Below are 15827 nucleotides of genomic sequence, written 5' to 3'. Positions count from 1 at the left end.
ACAACAGGTCAAATCTGAGGGCGACCCGGCGAGTGTGGGAAAATGCGGCGTCCGCCCCACCCGAAATGCCTTCCCTCCGTCATGCAACAAGTATTTGACCGCGCTTTCGCGGCGCATCGTGACGGCCGTCTCGACGACGCCGAACGCGGCTACCGCGCGACACTCGACGGCAATCCCGTGCACGTCGACGCATTGCACCTGCTGGGCGTCCTGCGCCACCAGCAGGGCCAGCACGCCGAAGCCGCCGAGCTTGTGCGGCGCGCAGTGAACCTGCGCCCGGAAGACGCCGCGCTGCAACTGAACCTCGGCAACGCACTGAAGGCGCTGGGCAAGATCGACGACGCCATCGAACAGTTCCGCAATGCGCTTACGCTTGCGCCGTCCTTCCCGATGGCGCACTACAACCTGGGCAATGCGTACGCATCGGTCGGCCGCCACGAAGACGCCGCCGACGCGTTCGAGAAATCGTTGCGCCTGCAACCGAACGACGCCTCGTCGCACAACAATCTCGGCAACGCATTGCATGCGCTCGGCCGTCATACGGATGCGATCACGTCGTTCCAGCGCGCGCTCGAATTACGCCCCGGTCATGCGGGCGCGCTCAACAACATGGGCATGTCGCTGAACGCACTTGACCGCGCGGACGAGGCGATTCCGTGCTTTCAGGCGGCGCTGGCCGCCGAACCACGTTTCGTCGCCGCGCACTTCAACCTCGCCAACACGTTCGACGCCACTGACCGCCACGAAGAAGCGGTCGCCTCTTTCCAGGCGGCGTTCGCCTTGCAGCCGAACCTGCCGCCCACCATTTTCGGGCTCGGCAACGCGCTCGCGGCGCTGGGACGCCATGCGCAAGCGCTGCCGTATCTCGAGCGGGCGGTCGGCCTCGATCCGCAATTCGCGCTCGCCTGGCTGAGTCTCGGCACGGCACACCAGGCGCTGAACGCGCACGCCGCCGCCGTGCGGGCATTCGATCAGGCGTTGCGCTTGCGCCCCGATCTCGCGTCCGCGCACATGAACCGCGCGCTTGCATGGCTTGCGTTGCGCGATTTCACGCGTGGGCTGCCGGAATACGAATGGCGACTGCAGATCACCGCGCAGCCGGTCATCCAGACATTGCCGCGCTGGCACGGCGAGCCAATCGAACAACGCACGCTCCTTGTCCATGCCGAGCAGGGTTTCGGCGATACGTTGCAATTTGTGCGCTTCGTGCCAATGGCCGCGCAGCGTGCGGCGCGCGTGGTACTTGAAGTGCAGCCGCAACTGCTGCCGCTGCTTGCACCGGCCGCGCAAGCCTGGCGTGTGACGCTGATCGCCCAGGGCGCACCGCGTCCAGCGGCGGATCTGCAATGCCCGCTGCTGAGTTTGCCGCTCGCGCTCGGCACAACCTACGATACGATTCCCGCCCGCACGCCCTACCTCAGCGCGCCGCCGGCTTACGGCCGCAAATGGCGCGGTTCGCTCGGCGGTCACGCGAAGCGCAAGATCGGCATTGCGTGGTCAGGACGTATCCAGCAGAACGAAACCCGTTCGATGCCGCTCGCCGCGCTCGCTCCGCTGTTCGCGCTTGAAGGGATCGACTGGATCGTGTTGCAACCTGAACTGAGCGCCGAGGAACATGCGGCGCTCGACGCGCATCCACACGCGGCGTCGATTCATCGCATGGGTAAACGGATCGGCGATTTTGCGGATACTGCGGCAATCATCGAGCGGCTCGACGCGGTTGTGTCGATCGATACGTCGATCGCTCACCTCACCGGCGCACTGAAAAAGCCGCTGTGGCTGATGCTGCCGTTCGCTGCGGATTGGCGCTGGTTCGTCGGCGAGACGCGCAGTCCGTGGTATCCGGGCGTAACGCTGCTGCGCCAGCTGCAACCCGGCGCGTGGGGCGATGTGGTGGAGGCGGTGGCGAACGAATTGCGCCGCGGCTAACTGGGCCAGGCCCAGCGAAATCCATTGCCGATGCAACGTCCAACAAAAAACCCCGCGCTCGTGAGAACGCGGGGTTTTTTGTTTGTCCGGATGGTTTATCCGGACGAGCGGTAAACCTTACCCTTAAGCCGTTCGATACTGATTGCGCGACTCCGGCGTGCGATACAACATCAGCGTCGCGACCAACCCGCAGATCGCCGCCGCGCCCAGGAACAGGCCCGGCGCGGCCTTGTTACCCGTGGTGTGAATCAGCAGCGTGGAGATGGCCGGCGTGAAGCCGCCGATCGTCGTAGCAAGGCTGTAGGCCAGCGAGAAACCCGCGGTCCGAACCTCGACCGGCATCACTTCGGTCAACGCCACTACCATCGCACCGTTGTAGCTGCCGTACAGGAACGACAACCACAGCTCGACCACCAGCAGGCGAACGAACGACGGCTCGGCGACCAGCCATTGCAATGCCGGGTACGCGGTGACGATCGTCAGGATCGTGAAGGCCAGCAATACCGGACGGCGGCCGATGCGGTCCGACAATGCGCCCGCGAGCGGCAGCCAGACCAGGTTCGACAGACCGATACAGACGGTGACGACGAGCGTATCGATCGACGAGAGCTTCAGCACTTCCTTGCCGAAGGTCGGCGTGTAGGCCGTGATCATGTAGAACGACACGGTGGTCATGATGACCATGCCCATACCGCCCAGCACGATGCCCCAGTTCGCGGCCATCGTCTTCATGATCTCGCCCATGCTCGGATGATGCTTGCGCGCCTTGAATTCCTCGGTTTCCTGCAACGAACGGCGAATCATGAACAGGAACGGCACGATCAGGCAGCCGATCAGGAACGGCACGCGCCAACCCCAGGCCGTCATCTGGTCGGCCGGCAACAACTTGTTCAGGAACACGCCGATCAGCGCGGCGAACACCACCGCAACCTGCTGGCTACCCGACTGCCACGCGCAATAGAAGCCCTTGTTGCCCTTGGTTGCGATCTCCGACAGGTAGACCGACACGCCGCCCAGTTCGACCCCTGCGGAGAAGCCTTGCAGCAGCCGGCCAAACAGCACGAGCGCCGGGGCCAGCACACCGATGGTCGCGTAGCCGGGAATCGCGGCGACCGTGAGCGTGCCGAGCGCCATCAGCCCAAGCGTAAGGATCAGGCCTTTGCGCCGGCCGTGATGGTCGATGTAGGCACCCAGCACGATTGCGCCAAGCGGCCGCATCAGGAAGCCCGCGCCGAATACCGACAGCGACAGCATCAGCGAGGCGAATTCGTTGCCACTCGGGAAATAGGTCTTGGCAATCGCGGACGCGTAATAGCCGTAGACCATGAAGTCGTACATCTCAAGAAAGTTGCCGCTGACGACGCGGAAAACTGTCTTGACCTTGGATTCCTGGGATGAGGAAGCGGCGTGTGACGCAGTAGACATGACATTCTCTGTAAGCCCGTCGCCACGCAGACAGGCGGCGCTCAGGCAGTTGAAACGATCCACTGCGTTCGGCAAGCGGATGCCACAGGCAGGTTAATTTGGAACGCGCCGGGGGCGCTGCATTTTCATGCTGAACGCATTTAGACGGTATCAGGGTAAACGTTGTGAAACACCCGGAGCCCGCAACACGTAATGTTACCGTTCATGGCACTGTCGCGTATTCCATACAGTTTCATTACAGACAACGCCGGTTCACCCTTGCGGTAAACTTTTCGCAGACAGGCAATTCCCGTTGAACACCATCCCGATGCAAACCTCCCGAGCACTTTCGCTGCGCCCTGCGACCCTTGCGGATGCAGCGCTGATCGCCTCGATCCATAGCACCAGCTGGCAGGCTACCTATCGCGGCCTGTTGCCCGACGCATTCCTCGACGGCGAAGTGACGCGGGAGCGCGCCGCCTATTGGGAAGCACGCCTGTGCGCACCCGGCGGCGAGCGCCGCATCATCCTGATCGCCGAGCTCGCGGGCGAGCCGGTCGGTTTCGTCTGTGTCGAACGGCAACCGGAGTCCGCGTGGGGCGTGCTGCTCGACAACCTGCACGCGCTGCCTGCGCACCAGGGCATTGGCGCAGGCAAGCTGTTGATGCGTGCAGCCGAAGACTGGGCTCGCGCGCAAGGAGAGACGCAGTTGTACCTTTACGTGCTCGAAGGCAACACACCGGCGATCGGCTTTTATGAAAGACAAGGCTGGCGGTTCGTCGGCGCAGAACCGGATCATATGGGCGGCGTGGATATTACTGCATTGCGCTATGTGTACCGGCTGGATCGATGAACCAGGCATGCCTGGTTTGATCGCCGTCCAAAGCGGATCCGACTCAGGACGGAACGGCGCTTCTTTTTCGGAACAATCCGATCGTTAGTTCAGCCACTTCCAGGCATCATCTTCAGCACCCCGATGGCTTCACAGTGACCGCTTATGCGGCGGCGTGCTCGACCTGAGTACGCCGTTTTCACACGGCGTTGCGACCGCGTTTCACACGCCTCGCCCAGAAGCCAGAGCCCCCTGAGCCGCCAGTCCGCGGCCCCTTTACGAGGCGCTGCGAAGAAACCGATGTCAACCACTATTCCCCTCACCCTCATCGAAGGCTCCATGGCGTTGCCGAGCCTGTCGCCGCTCTGTCGCCTGCTGCCCGCGCCATTCGGCCGCGATTGGGCGCTGCTGCCGCCTGGACCTAGCTTGCGGGCGGAACTCAAGGCGCTCTATGCGGCCGTGTTGCGTACCTTTTGTCTCAACGCGGAAACCATCCGCGCGCTCTGCCAGTGGGAATCGTTGCGCAAGCCGCCCGCAGCGTCCACAGGTTTCATCCCGCCGGCTACCTCGACAACCGTGTTCGACGCACCGGTCGACGAATCTTTGCGAGCGCCCGCAGAAACCGCGCCTTTCTCGCCGGTTAGCATGCCGGCCGCTCCGGCATCGCCGCGCGGCGGGTCAATACATTGGGGCGCGCTGGCGGGCGGCGCCTGTGCACTCGGTGGCGCCGCGATGCTTGCCTGGATTGCATCTGGTCATCTGGCGCAGCGTCACTCAGTTAGCGATGTCAAGCCAGCGGGCCAGATCCCACTCCGCCAGGAGGCGCAGTTGGCGAATCGCCTCTCGCCTGATGCCACCGTCAATCCACACCCAACCGCTAACAACCGTGCAGCGGGACTTACGCCGAGCGCCGCGTCGTCGCCCGTGCATGCGGCAGGCGCGCCTGGATCCGCACGCGCATCTGTACCCGCATCGCCTGAAATTTTGCCGAACGCACCAGCCACGGTTCCGTTACGCGATATCACGGCAAGCCCCGCCACGGAAATCGTCACTCCAGTCAAGGCAAGGCCGGCACGTGCTGCAATCGGCACCAATGTATCGCGCCGCCAGGATAAGCAACGCAAAGGCCCCGCGAGCCTGTACGAAAGAAGCGACCGCAGTTCGCAGACCACCATCGCGACGCGGCCGCCAAACATGTCGCCAACGAACTACGAAGTGCCGCAGATTGCAGTGCCGGCGACCGCACAACGAACGTCACCGAAGCCATCGTCGGCGGGTCCTTACTCGCCAATCGCGCCGTCGCAGCTCGGCACCGACGAATACGCGTCGATAATCACGTCAGCCGGCACACACCTGCGCAATATTGCGCCGCCGTCGCGCCCTGCTTCGTCGCTTAATTCACCTGGCATGGGTGGCACAGAATGGATCGACCACATGTCGCAACGCCGCGTAACCGAGGTTCCCGATCAGTTCGCGAAGTAAGCGCCTCGTTGTCGCAAAATCAAGTCATAAAAAAACCCGGCCATGAATGGCCGGGTTTTTTATGCTCACGCGCCTACTTCTGCGTTGGCAATCCAAACTCGGTTTGCCGCTGCAACTGCATCACTTCGCCCTGCACCTGACGCAACTGCGCCTGCGCCTTTTCCTTTTCCGCGTGCAGCGCAACCGCCTCGCCTTGCGTCTGCCGCTGGTAGTCGTTGACCTTGGCCTGCTGCGTACGCGCAACGTCGAGATCGGCCTGCAAGCGTTTCGCGCGATCTTCCGACAACGCGATGATGTCTTCGATATACGCCTTCTGCGCCTGCAACTGCGTGCGGCGAATCTCGACGTCCGCCAGTTGCGCCGTCTGCTGGACGAAGCCGGCATAAACTGCTTCCGCCCGGCCGACATCCTCCGACTTGATTACGCGCCAGAAATGCTTGTCCTGAAAGAGCGCGACGTAGTACGTCATCTCCTGCGGATAGAAGAACAGACTCGCGCCGTAACTGCCGTTATACGTGGTGCGCAATTCGCTCAGCCTGGCGTCGTGAATCATCTGCATCAGTTCGGCGACGTTACCTTGTGCCTCACCGGCGGTAACCGGCGTGTTTGATGCCGCGCTGCGCAGTGCGGCGGCGACCGGTTGCGGCGTTAGCGTGTTCATGGCCGGCCGTGTGCCGACCAGCGGTGCGGCCTCGTCGCCTTGCGCTGCCAGCACGAAGCCACCATGCTGCAACAGCGCACACGAGGCCGCGAGCAGCATGGCGCGCCGTACAATTAAGGGGTACTTCATACGTGCATGCTCCATGCAAATCCAAAACAGCCGCAGATTATCGCGCGGATTAGCCGTTAAGCGAAGCATTCAGATGTCGCACAGACGGACTTTAAATTGAGATAAATCGATAACGAACGATTTGGCTGGATGGACGCGCCAGTCGAGAAATAAAAGATTTCAGATAAGACAAAAACGCAACAATTTGACTCATGCGGACGTTTCCCAATCTGCATGGCATTCACATGAATCCAACATCAAGCAGAGCGGAGATATGGAGATAGGACCATAGCGGAGCGAACACAAGTGGAAAACCGGCGCGAGAGAAAACATCCCCCCAAAGCGCGCCGGCTTGAGCGTTGCGCGAACCCATGCACAACAGCATGCACCCGTAAAAAATCGGACTCGAAAGCCCGGCTTAAAGACGCGGCCTCAGAACCGCGTTTCGCGCGCCACCCGCAGGAACGTATCGAGCAACGGCGTGCAATCGAGCAACTCCGGACCGCCCGCGCGATGAAACTCCGGATGCCACTGCACGCCCATCACGAACGGCGCACGCCGGTAGCGGACAGCCTCAATGATGCCGTCCGACGCCGACACCGCCTCGATATTCAAATCGCGGCCGATCGTCTTGACCGCCTGATGGTGAATCGAGTTGACGATCGCTTCGCGGCGGCCCGGAAACATATTGGCCAGCGTCGAGCCGTCCGGGAAATGAATGCTGTGCCGATGCTGATCGTAGTTCTCGTTGACGTGCGCACCGGCAGTCGGCACATCGGTGGCGATGTCCTGGTACAGGGTGCCGCCGAACGCCACGTTGATCAACTGGCAGCCGCGGCACACGCCGAGCACCGGTTTGCCCGACTCGATGAACTCATGCAGCAGTTCGAGTTCGTACATGTCACGCACGCGGTCGCCCGGCCACTCGGGGCTCGTCGCCTGTTCCGCGTACGACTGCGGCGAGACGTCCGCGCCGCCTTGCAGCAGCAGACCGTCGAGATGCTTCGCATAGTCGCGCAAACGGATATTGCTCGGATGCAGCATGCCCTGATGGCCAACCGTCGGAATCATGAACACCAGCACGTCGCGCGACATCACCCAGTGCGCGATCGATTCCTCGAGGTATTGCAGTGTCTTGCCCCGTAGGCCCTTCGCGCCCGGCTCCGGGTGGAAGATGCGCGCCGACACGCCGATGCGCAACGTACGCTGCGTGATCCGCTGACCGGCGCGATCGAACAACTGACGCGCGCGCGCCGCGATGATGCGGCCGAACACGGTCCATGCCGAATCGCTTTGTTTCAGATAACGTGGCGGCGACGGCGGCAGCGCGTTCGGCGGCGGCGGGTTCGATGCACTGAAATCAGGCGCGGCGCCGAAACCCGGCGGCGGTGAACCGGCCGGGCGGCCGGCGGCGGCTTCCGGCTGTTCCGCTTTTTCCGCCTTTTCCGTTAGCGCCGCTTCGTCAGCCGCTGTGCTCAATTCGTCAGCGAGCGGTTCGCTGCTTTCGAGCGTAGCCGGACGTGAAGCTGGACTCCTGACGGCAGATCCCGCCTTGCGTGCCGCGTGCTCGCGGACTGCGGCCTCCTGCTGCGCGGTTGACGCAGCCGCCGAACTGCGTGCTTCGGCTGCGTCGCGTTGACGCGCCGTTTGCGGATCGGCGGGGGTGACGGTAGACGCACTCCCGGGGTTGTCGGTCGACGACCTCACGGCGGCCTCCTCGGCAGCCGGCGAGGCAGTCGAAGCCGCAGGCGGCGTCACCGTCTCCCTGATCGGGGACTGGACGGAGTCTTCGTGAGAGTGCGGTAGCGAAGCCGTCGGCTCAGGTGGCGTGGCGTCGGACTTCGACGCGCCAGGGGCTGCGCCGGACGTCGTTGAGGACGTTGAGGGCGTTGGCGTCGCCGAAGGCGACGACGGGCTGCCGGGCTTGCCGGCGTTTTCAGGTTTATTTTCGCTCATGACAGTCAGACAGGCGCCTTCCACGCGAACGAATGAATATGCCCTGATTATCCGCTAGCGCGGCAAGCCCCGCAAACCCGCACACAATTGCTCACATTGTTGCGGGTTAGGGCGCAGGCCCGTCTGACTTACGGATCCGGCTGTTCCTCGAAAGTTTCGCGCAGGGCGATCTGCATCGCCGCGTGGATTTTCACGCACCAGCGCCAGACCAGCGCCAGCAGCAACGCGGCGCAAACCAGCACCACGGTCAGGAGGCCCGTAGGCGGCAAGATGCCGCCGGAGAGCGCGGCGACCAGCAAGAACACGCCGACCATCGAAACCACCGGCACCAGGTCGGAGATCGCGTAACGGATCGCGCTGGTTAAGCGCCCCGCCGTCGCCGGCTGCACGCTCACCTCGGCGAGCAACAGCGCGAGCGACTTGGTCTTGCGATAAACCGCCACCAGGAACGGCATCGACAGCACCAGCGCGATACTCCACAGCACTACGCGCTGCATCGGCTCGGAATTCATCCAGTGTGCGAGCAAGGTGCTGGTGTAAGGCGCGCTATACGACACGGTCAGGAAGATCGCCGCGACCAAAGCAAGATTGATGGCGATCTGCAAAACGATCCGCCGCGTCATGCTGAACAGCGTCGGCTCACCGGTTCCCGTGCTCAAACTGCGCAGCCATTGCCCGTACATGCTGAACCCGTTAGCCAGCGTGCGCGGCATCGCCTGGCCGAGGCGCTGCGTCAATGGATCGGCGGCGCGAATCAGGTAAGGCGTGAAAAGCGTGGTCAAGGCGGAGACGGCCACCGCGATCGGATACAGAAACGCGCTCGTGACCTTCAAGGTCAGACCGAGCGAGGCGATGATGAACGAGAACTCACCAATCTGCGAGACGGTCATGCCGACCCGCATCGCCGTACGACCGTCCTTGCCGGCGAGAAACGTACCCAGCCCGCAGGAAACGATCTTGCCCACAATCACGGCCACCGTAATCACCGCGATCGGCCATGCGTAGTCGACAAGCACGGCCGGGTTCAGCATCAGGCCAATTGTCACGAAGAAGATCGCGGAAAAGGCGTCGCGCAACGGCGCGATCAGGTGCTCGATCCGATGCAGATGGCGTGACTCGGCCATGATCGCGCCGATCAGGAACGCGCCGAGCGCAATGCTGTAATCGAGCTTCACCACCAGCAGACAGAAGCCGAAACAGAAGCCAAGCACCGACACTAGCAGCATTTCGTCGCTTTTCGCGCGTGCCACGTAGTTCAACGCGCGCGGCACAACCAGAATGCCGACCACCAGCGACACCGTCATGAAGAGCAGCAGCTTGCCGAGCGTCACAACGGCGACACCCGCGCTCAACTGCCCCGTCTGCGCAATGCCTGAGAGCAGCACCAGCATCGCAATGGCGAGAATGTCCTCGACGATCAGAATCCCGAACACCAGTTGCGCGAAGCTCTCGCGCTTCAGACCCAACTCGGAGAGCGCCTTGACGATGATGGTGGTCGACGAGATCGCCAGAATCGCGCCGAGGAACAACGAGTCCATCGAACTCCAACCGAACGCGCTGCCAATCTCGTAACCGATCCACAGCATCAGCACGATTTCGGAAAGCGCCGCGACGATCGCCGTCGCGCCGACCTTGAAAAGCTTGCGCAAGCTGAATTCGAGCCCGAGCGAAAACATCAGGAACACCACACCGAGTTCACCGAGCGTCTGGATGGTCTGCTCGTCGTGAATCAACTGGAACGGCGGCGTGTACGGCCCAATGATCACGCCCGCGGCGATATAACCCAGCACCACCGGCTGCTTCAGGCGATGGAACAGCACGGTGACGACGCCGGCGAGCGCCATCACGACCGCCAGATCCTGAATGAAGCCGATGCCATGATGCATGGATGCGTCCCTTACAAAAAGTAATGTCTCAAAAACGCAGTGTAACGCACCCGCGCGACGCACCGAATCGCGCAAACGTCGAAAGGGCTTGGGATTGGCCGGGTCACAAGGCGCACAGCAGGCCGCTCCATCCGAAACTTTTTTGACGCGCTGGACATCTGTGAAATATCACAATAATATTTGTCGCATATTTTCTTGGGAGTCGAGTGATGCAGCAGGTGTCCTTCAATGTTGTAGATCGTTCCGGCAACAGCCACGCCGATATCGTCGAAGTGAATCGTCTGACGATCGCCGGCTGGGCCGGGCGTGACCAGGCGGCGATCGAGCATCACATCGCCGAACTGGCCGAACTAGGCGTGAAGCGGCCGTCCACCACGCCCTGCTTCTACCGCCTCGGTGCCGAGCTGCTGACGCAGGCCGGGCAGATCGACGTAGTCGGCGTGAAGTCCAGCGGTGAAGCCGAATGCGTGCTGGTGCGCTCGAAGACGGGGCTGCTCGTCACCGTCGGCTCCGACCATACTGACCGCGAAGTCGAGGCCTACGGCGTCACCGTATCGAAACAGGTCTGCCCGAAGCCGGTCGCACGCGACGCCTGGCGTTTCGACGACGTGGCCGGCCACTGGGACCAGCTTGAACTGCGCGCATTCGCTGTGACAAACAACGGCGAGCGGCGCGTCTATCAGCAAGGCAGCGTCGCTTCACTGCTGCCGGCCGCCGATCTGCTGGAACGCGCGCCCGTGGCAGAAGGCGCCGCGATGTTCTGCGGCACGCTGGCCGTACAAGGCGGTATCGTCGGAATGGCCGACGGCGACGCGCTGGAACTCGAACTGCACGACCCCATCCTGAACCGCACGCTGCGCCATGCCTACCGCGTGCACGCGTTACCTATCGTCGAATGAGGCACCCATGAGTTCCCCTCCGCTATCCGCCAACGCTGACGCGTCTTCCGACGCGTGGCTCGAAGCCGCTGCCCTGCGCAAGATCACCTGGCGCATCATGCCGTTCCTGTTTCTCGTCTACGTGTTGTCGTACCTGGACCGCGTCAACATCGGTTACGCGAAGCTGCAGTTCACCGGCGACCTCGGCCTTTCGAATGCGGCGTACGGACTCGGCGCGGGAATCTTTTTCTTCGGCTATTTCGTGTTCGAAGTGCCGAGCAATCTGCTGCTGAAGAAGTTCGGCGCGCGCGCCACTATCGCCCGCATCACGATGCTGTGGGGCCTGCTGTCGTGTCTCATGATGTTCGTGCACTCGGAAACGATGTTCTACGTGCTGCGCTTTTTCCTCGGCGTCGCCGAGGCCGGTCTGGTGCCGGGCGTGGTGTTGTATCTGACCTTCTGGTTTCCGTCCGACCGGCGCGCGCGGATGGTCGCCGTGTTCATGGCGGCGATTCCGGTGGCAGGCATTATCGGCGCGCCGTTGTCGGGTTTTCTGATGTCGGCGCTGCATGAAGCGCACGGCTTGCGCGGCTGGCAGTGGATGTTCCTGATCGAAGGCATTCCGTCGATCCTCGCCGGCTTCTGGGCGCTCGCCGTGTTGCGCAACACGCCCGCCGAAGCCGCCTGGCTCACCGACGACGAAAAGCGTGTGATCCTCAGCCGCCTCTCGCGCGAAAACACTGCCGCTGCGGCGGCCGGCGCCGAGCATAGCCTGGGAGTGGCGTTGCGCTCGAGCCGCTTCTGGCTGCTGACGCTGATCTACTTCTGCCTCGTCACCGGCAATGCGGGCTTCTCGTTCTGGTTGCCGCAGATCGTCAAGGACCTCGGCGTCACGAATCTCGTCACGAACGGCTTCGTCACCGCGATTCCTTATCTCGCAGCGGGCATCGGCATGATCCTGATCGGCCGCTCGTCGGATATTACGGGCGAACGGCGCTGGCACTACGCCGTGTGCTGCTTCATCGGCGCGGCGGGCCTGCTCGGCAGCGCCTCGGTGACCAATTCGATTCCGCTCGCCGTCACCGGTCTGTCGATTGCGTATATCGGCATTCTGGCGGGCTTCGGCATCTTCTGGTCGATGTCCACCACGTTCCTGCAAGGCACCGCGGCGGTTGCCGGCATCGCCGTGATCAACTCGATTGCGAATCTGGCCGGCTATGTGAGCCCGTATGTGCTCGGCATCGTCAAGGATGCGACGCATAGCGTGACCTTCGGGTTGGTGCTGATCGCGGGAGCGTTGATCGTCGGCGGCCTGGTCACGCTGATGATGCCGCGCGTCAAGGTGCAGCATGCCGCGGCGGTGACGCCGAGCAGCGCCTGATACGCGATGATTGCCGCGATGGCTGTGACACGAGGACGGCGCGTCATGCGCAGACGGCACCGGTGAGCAAGCGCTCACCAGGCGCCGTCCTCGTAAAACCTTGCTCTACAATGCGGACGACATCGCCCGCCGCCCTCTTCACATGACGCTTTTGCAGACTGCCCGCCGTTCCAGTGCCCCCCGCGAGACCGCCACGGCAAGTCTCGCCGAGCAGGCCTATGCCTTCGTCAAGCGCGAAATCATCACGATGCGCTTGCGGCCGAGCGAGGTGCTCAACGAAGCGGAGTTGATGGTGCTGACCGGCATCGGCAGAACCCCGGTTCATCAGGCGCTGCACCGGCTGGTGCACGAAGGCATGCTCACCATCATGCCGAGAAAGGGCATCATGGTCCGTCCGGTTTCGCTCGACGATGTGCTCGCGATCATCGACGTGCGGGTCGTCAATGAAAGCTACTGCGTCGAACTGGCTGCGCGCCACGCGCAGCAACACGATTTCGATGCGATGCAGGCCTTGCTCGACCGCTCGGAAATTTGCGTCGCCGCGCACGATATCGAAGGCATGATGGATATCGACCGCGAATTTCATCTGGCGATTTCGGCCGCGTCACGCAACCCGGTGCTGGCCGACATCCTGCGCGGATTGCATGAACGCTCGCTGCGTTTCTGGTTCATTTCGCTGTCTGAGCCGCATCATCTCGAAGACGTCCACGAAGAACATCTGGAACTGTTTCGCCTGCTGCGCGAACGCGATGCCGAAGGCGCCCGGCAATCGGTGCAAAAGCATATCGAAGCGTTCCGCGCGACGCTCTTCAATCGCATCTGATCGAAGCTGATCGGATGCCGCTAATTGAACGCATTAATTGAACGAATTAATCGACATCAACCGCGGCGACCCCAACCGCGACCCCAACCGGCTTCACGCAGTTCAACCGGATGCTTCCCGACACCATGGCCACTGAATTCACGCCCTTCCCGCCGCTAGCCCAGCTTGCCGCCGACCTCGCCGCCGGCCGCACCACGAGTCGCGCGCTCGTTGAAACCGCGCTCGAACGGATCGCCGATCCGGCCGGTCAGGGCGCGGTCGCCTTCATGCACGTCGACGCCGACAGCGCCCGCGCCGCCGCCGATGCGCACGACCGCCTGCGCGCCGCCGGCACCGTCCTCTCGCCGCTCGCCGGGATTCCGGTGTCGGTCAAAGATCTGTTCGATATCGAAGGTCAGACGACGCGTGCCGGCTCCGTGGTGCTGGCCGACGCGCCCGCCGCCAAAGCGGACGCGGTCGCGGTCGCGCGTCTGAAACGGGCGGGCGCGGTCATCGTCGGGCGCACCAATATGAGCGAGTTCGCGTTTTCCGGGCTCGGCCTGAACCCGCACTTCGGGCATCCGCTATCGCCGTATCAGCGCGGCGTGAAGGGCGACGAGCGGATTTCGGGCGGTTCGTCGTCGGGCGCGGCGGCGTCGGTCGCGGACGGCATGGCGGCCATCGCGCTCGGCACCGACACCGGCGGCTCGATCCGCATCCCGGCGGCGCTGTGCGGCCTGACCGGCTTCAAGCCGACCGCCGACCGCATCCCGAAGCAAGGCGGCGTGCCGCTCTCGCCGACGCTCGACTCGTTCGGACCAATCGGCGTCTCGGTGGCGTGCTGCGCGCTGGTCGACCGGATGCTGGCCGGGCTCGAGCCGCGCATCCCGGCGGCCCGGCCGCTCGAAGGCGTGCGCCTGGGCGTATTGACTAATTTCGTTACCGACGGCGTCGAACCGGCAGTCGCCGCCGCGATCGACACGGCGCTCAAGCATCTGGAAGCGGCCGGCGCGATCGTCACCGAAGTGCGCTTCGCGCCGCTCGACCGTCTGCACGAGATCAACCGCTTCGGCTTTTCGCCGATCGAAGCGTATGCATGGCACCGTCCGCTGCTGGAGAAGCACCGCGAGCAGTACGATCCGCGCGTGCTGGTACGCATCCTGAAGGGCCAACCCGCCAGCGCCGCCGACTATCTAGACCTGCTTGCCGAACGCCAGGCCATGCTCGACGAAGCCGCGCGCACGCTGTGGCAGCGTTTCGACGCGGTTATCGCGCCCACCGTGCCGGTGGTGCCGCCGCGCGTGGCCGATCTGATCCACGACGACGACGCATTTGGCCGCACCAACGCGTTGATCCTGCGCAATCCGAGCGCGTTCAACTTCCTCGACACCTGCGCACTGTCGCTGCCCTGCCATCTACGTGGCGACGCGCCGGTCGGCCTGATGCTGGCAGGCGCCCCCCACGCCGACGACGCCCTGCTGGCAATCGGCCGCGGCGCCGAAGCGGTGCTCAAAGCAATTCGCTGATCGGGACCCGAGCAGACACTGAGCGGGATTGCGACTTAAAAGCGCGATAAGCGCCAGGGCGGGGGTTCGCGCTAGAATCGCGGGCACCCGCCCCTTCCGTTTCCAGACAGCCACACGATCCATGAATAACGACAATGCGATGCTGCGCCGCGAGCGCTCCCTGCTGGTTCTGCTTGGCCTGATCTGCGTCGGCCTCGTCGCCGGCGCGCTGTATCTGCAATACGGGCTACACGAAGACCCGTGTCCGCTGTGCATCATCCAGCGCTATTTCTTCCTGCTGATCGCGATTTTTGCGTTCCTCGGCGCGCGCTTCAACAGTTGGCGCGGCGTGCGTCTGCTGGAAGTGCTGGCGGCCCTGTCGGCACTGGGCGGCATCGTAACGGCCGCACGGCACGTGTATGTCCAGGCGAATCCGGGCTTCAGTTGCGGTTTCGACGCGTTGCAGCCGGTGGTCGACAGCTTGCCGCCCGCGCACTGGCTGCCCGGTGTCTTCAAGGTCGCCGGCCTCTGCGAAACGGCCTATCCGCCGATTCTGGGCCTCTCGCTGCCCACCTGGTCGCTGGTCGCTTTCGTGGTGGCTTTCGTGCCGCTGGCGCTGAGCCTGGCTAAGAATCGCCGCCGGTTCGCCTGATCGAACTGTTCCAATTAAGGTAACTGGTCTCGCGCCGGCCTTTGCACCGTCTGTCACGGCGGCTCGAAGGCCGGCGTTTTCGCATCGGCGCCGGCCCCACGGATTCGACTGTGCCAACCCTCAGGTGGCCTGCCAGCAAGCGCTGCGCATCGTTTTTGCGACAGGAACACGCTAATGGCGTGCGTCAATACCGAGTCATAGGCGCGCCCCTCTTGCGACGCCTTGTGCACCGCAAGTAGCGCCCACGGGCCCGCCAAGTCCCCCGCCCCGCCTCGTTTTCCCCAATCCGCCCCGCCTCACGCAACTTCCCGCCTTGGCGCGAATCGTACTTATCTCATGACCGCTTCCGAA

Annotated in this window: 12 protein-coding genes; 8 read left to right on the top strand and 4 right to left on the bottom strand. The window is 63.3% G+C overall.

Annotated elements, in window-relative coordinates:
* Window positions 1-81: 81 nt before the first annotated feature.
* Complete coding sequence (locus tag ACUN0E_RS24775) at window positions 82-1929, top strand: tetratricopeptide repeat protein (protein ID WP_445568247.1); 1848 nt, start codon at window positions 82-84, stop codon at window positions 1927-1929.
* A 123-nt stretch (window positions 1930-2052) separates the two neighbouring features.
* On the opposite strand, the gene ACUN0E_RS24770 is transcribed toward ACUN0E_RS24775, so the two are convergent.
* A complete protein-coding gene (locus ACUN0E_RS24770; RefSeq protein WP_445568246.1) occupies window positions 2053-3354 on the bottom strand; it encodes an MFS transporter in 1302 nt (433 codons plus the stop codon).
* 307 nt (window positions 3355-3661) lie between these two features.
* Here ACUN0E_RS24770 and ACUN0E_RS24765 point away from each other — a divergent pair, with 307 nt between their 5' ends.
* Entirely contained in the window at window positions 3662-4186 is a 525-nt protein-coding gene (locus ACUN0E_RS24765; protein WP_408222414.1) for a GNAT family N-acetyltransferase, read from the top strand.
* 279 nt (window positions 4187-4465) lie between these two features.
* A complete protein-coding gene (locus tag ACUN0E_RS24760) occupies window positions 4466-5647 on the top strand; it encodes a hypothetical protein (protein ID WP_445568245.1) in 1182 nt (393 codons plus the stop codon).
* 73 nt (window positions 5648-5720) lie between these two features.
* On the opposite strand, the gene ACUN0E_RS24755 is transcribed toward ACUN0E_RS24760, so the two are convergent.
* From ACUN0E_RS24755 to ACUN0E_RS24745, 3 genes are all read right to left on the bottom strand, one after another.
* The gene (locus ACUN0E_RS24755) at window positions 5721-6437 is read right to left on the bottom strand and encodes a DUF2968 domain-containing protein (RefSeq protein ID WP_408333857.1); all 717 of its coding nucleotides are present in this window, start codon (window positions 6435-6437) and stop codon (window positions 5721-5723) included.
* Window positions 6438-6848: 411 nt separating this feature from the next.
* Window positions 6849-8372 carry a gamma-glutamyl-gamma-aminobutyrate hydrolase family protein gene (locus tag ACUN0E_RS24750; RefSeq protein ID WP_445568244.1) on the bottom strand — a complete coding sequence of 508 codons (1524 nt, stop codon included), beginning with the start codon at window positions 8370-8372 and terminating at the stop codon, window positions 6849-6851.
* A gap of 128 nt (window positions 8373-8500) precedes the next feature.
* Complete coding sequence (locus ACUN0E_RS24745) at window positions 8501-10258, bottom strand: cation:proton antiporter (protein WP_408388542.1); 1758 nt, start codon at window positions 10256-10258, stop codon at window positions 8501-8503.
* Between the two features lie 209 nt (window positions 10259-10467).
* Between ACUN0E_RS24745 and ACUN0E_RS24740 the strand changes: the two genes are divergently transcribed.
* From ACUN0E_RS24740 to ACUN0E_RS24720, 5 genes are all read left to right on the top strand, one after another.
* Entirely contained in the window at window positions 10468-11157 is a 690-nt protein-coding gene (locus ACUN0E_RS24740; RefSeq protein WP_408222424.1) for a DUF2848 domain-containing protein, read from the top strand.
* Window positions 11158-11164: 7 nt separating this feature from the next.
* Window positions 11165-12517, top strand: coding sequence for an MFS transporter (locus ACUN0E_RS24735; RefSeq protein ID WP_445568243.1), 1353 nt, complete (start codon window positions 11165-11167; stop codon window positions 12515-12517).
* A gap of 142 nt (window positions 12518-12659) precedes the next feature.
* Window positions 12660-13340 carry a GntR family transcriptional regulator gene (locus ACUN0E_RS24730; RefSeq protein WP_445568242.1) on the top strand — a complete coding sequence of 227 codons (681 nt, stop codon included), beginning with the start codon at window positions 12660-12662 and terminating at the stop codon, window positions 13338-13340.
* A 125-nt stretch (window positions 13341-13465) separates the two neighbouring features.
* Window positions 13466-14845, top strand: a complete 1380-nt coding sequence (locus ACUN0E_RS24725) for an amidase (RefSeq protein ID WP_445570513.1) — start codon at window positions 13466-13468, stop codon at window positions 14843-14845.
* A 121-nt stretch (window positions 14846-14966) separates the two neighbouring features.
* Window positions 14967-15476, top strand: a complete 510-nt coding sequence (locus ACUN0E_RS24720) for a disulfide bond formation protein B (RefSeq protein ID WP_153134790.1) — start codon at window positions 14967-14969, stop codon at window positions 15474-15476.
* Window positions 15477-15827 lie beyond the last annotated feature (351 nt).

This window comes from Paraburkholderia sp. D1E (genome assembly GCF_052682275.1).
Note: the sequence above shows the minus strand (reverse complement) of the source record. Positions and strands in the feature narration are given on the sequence as shown.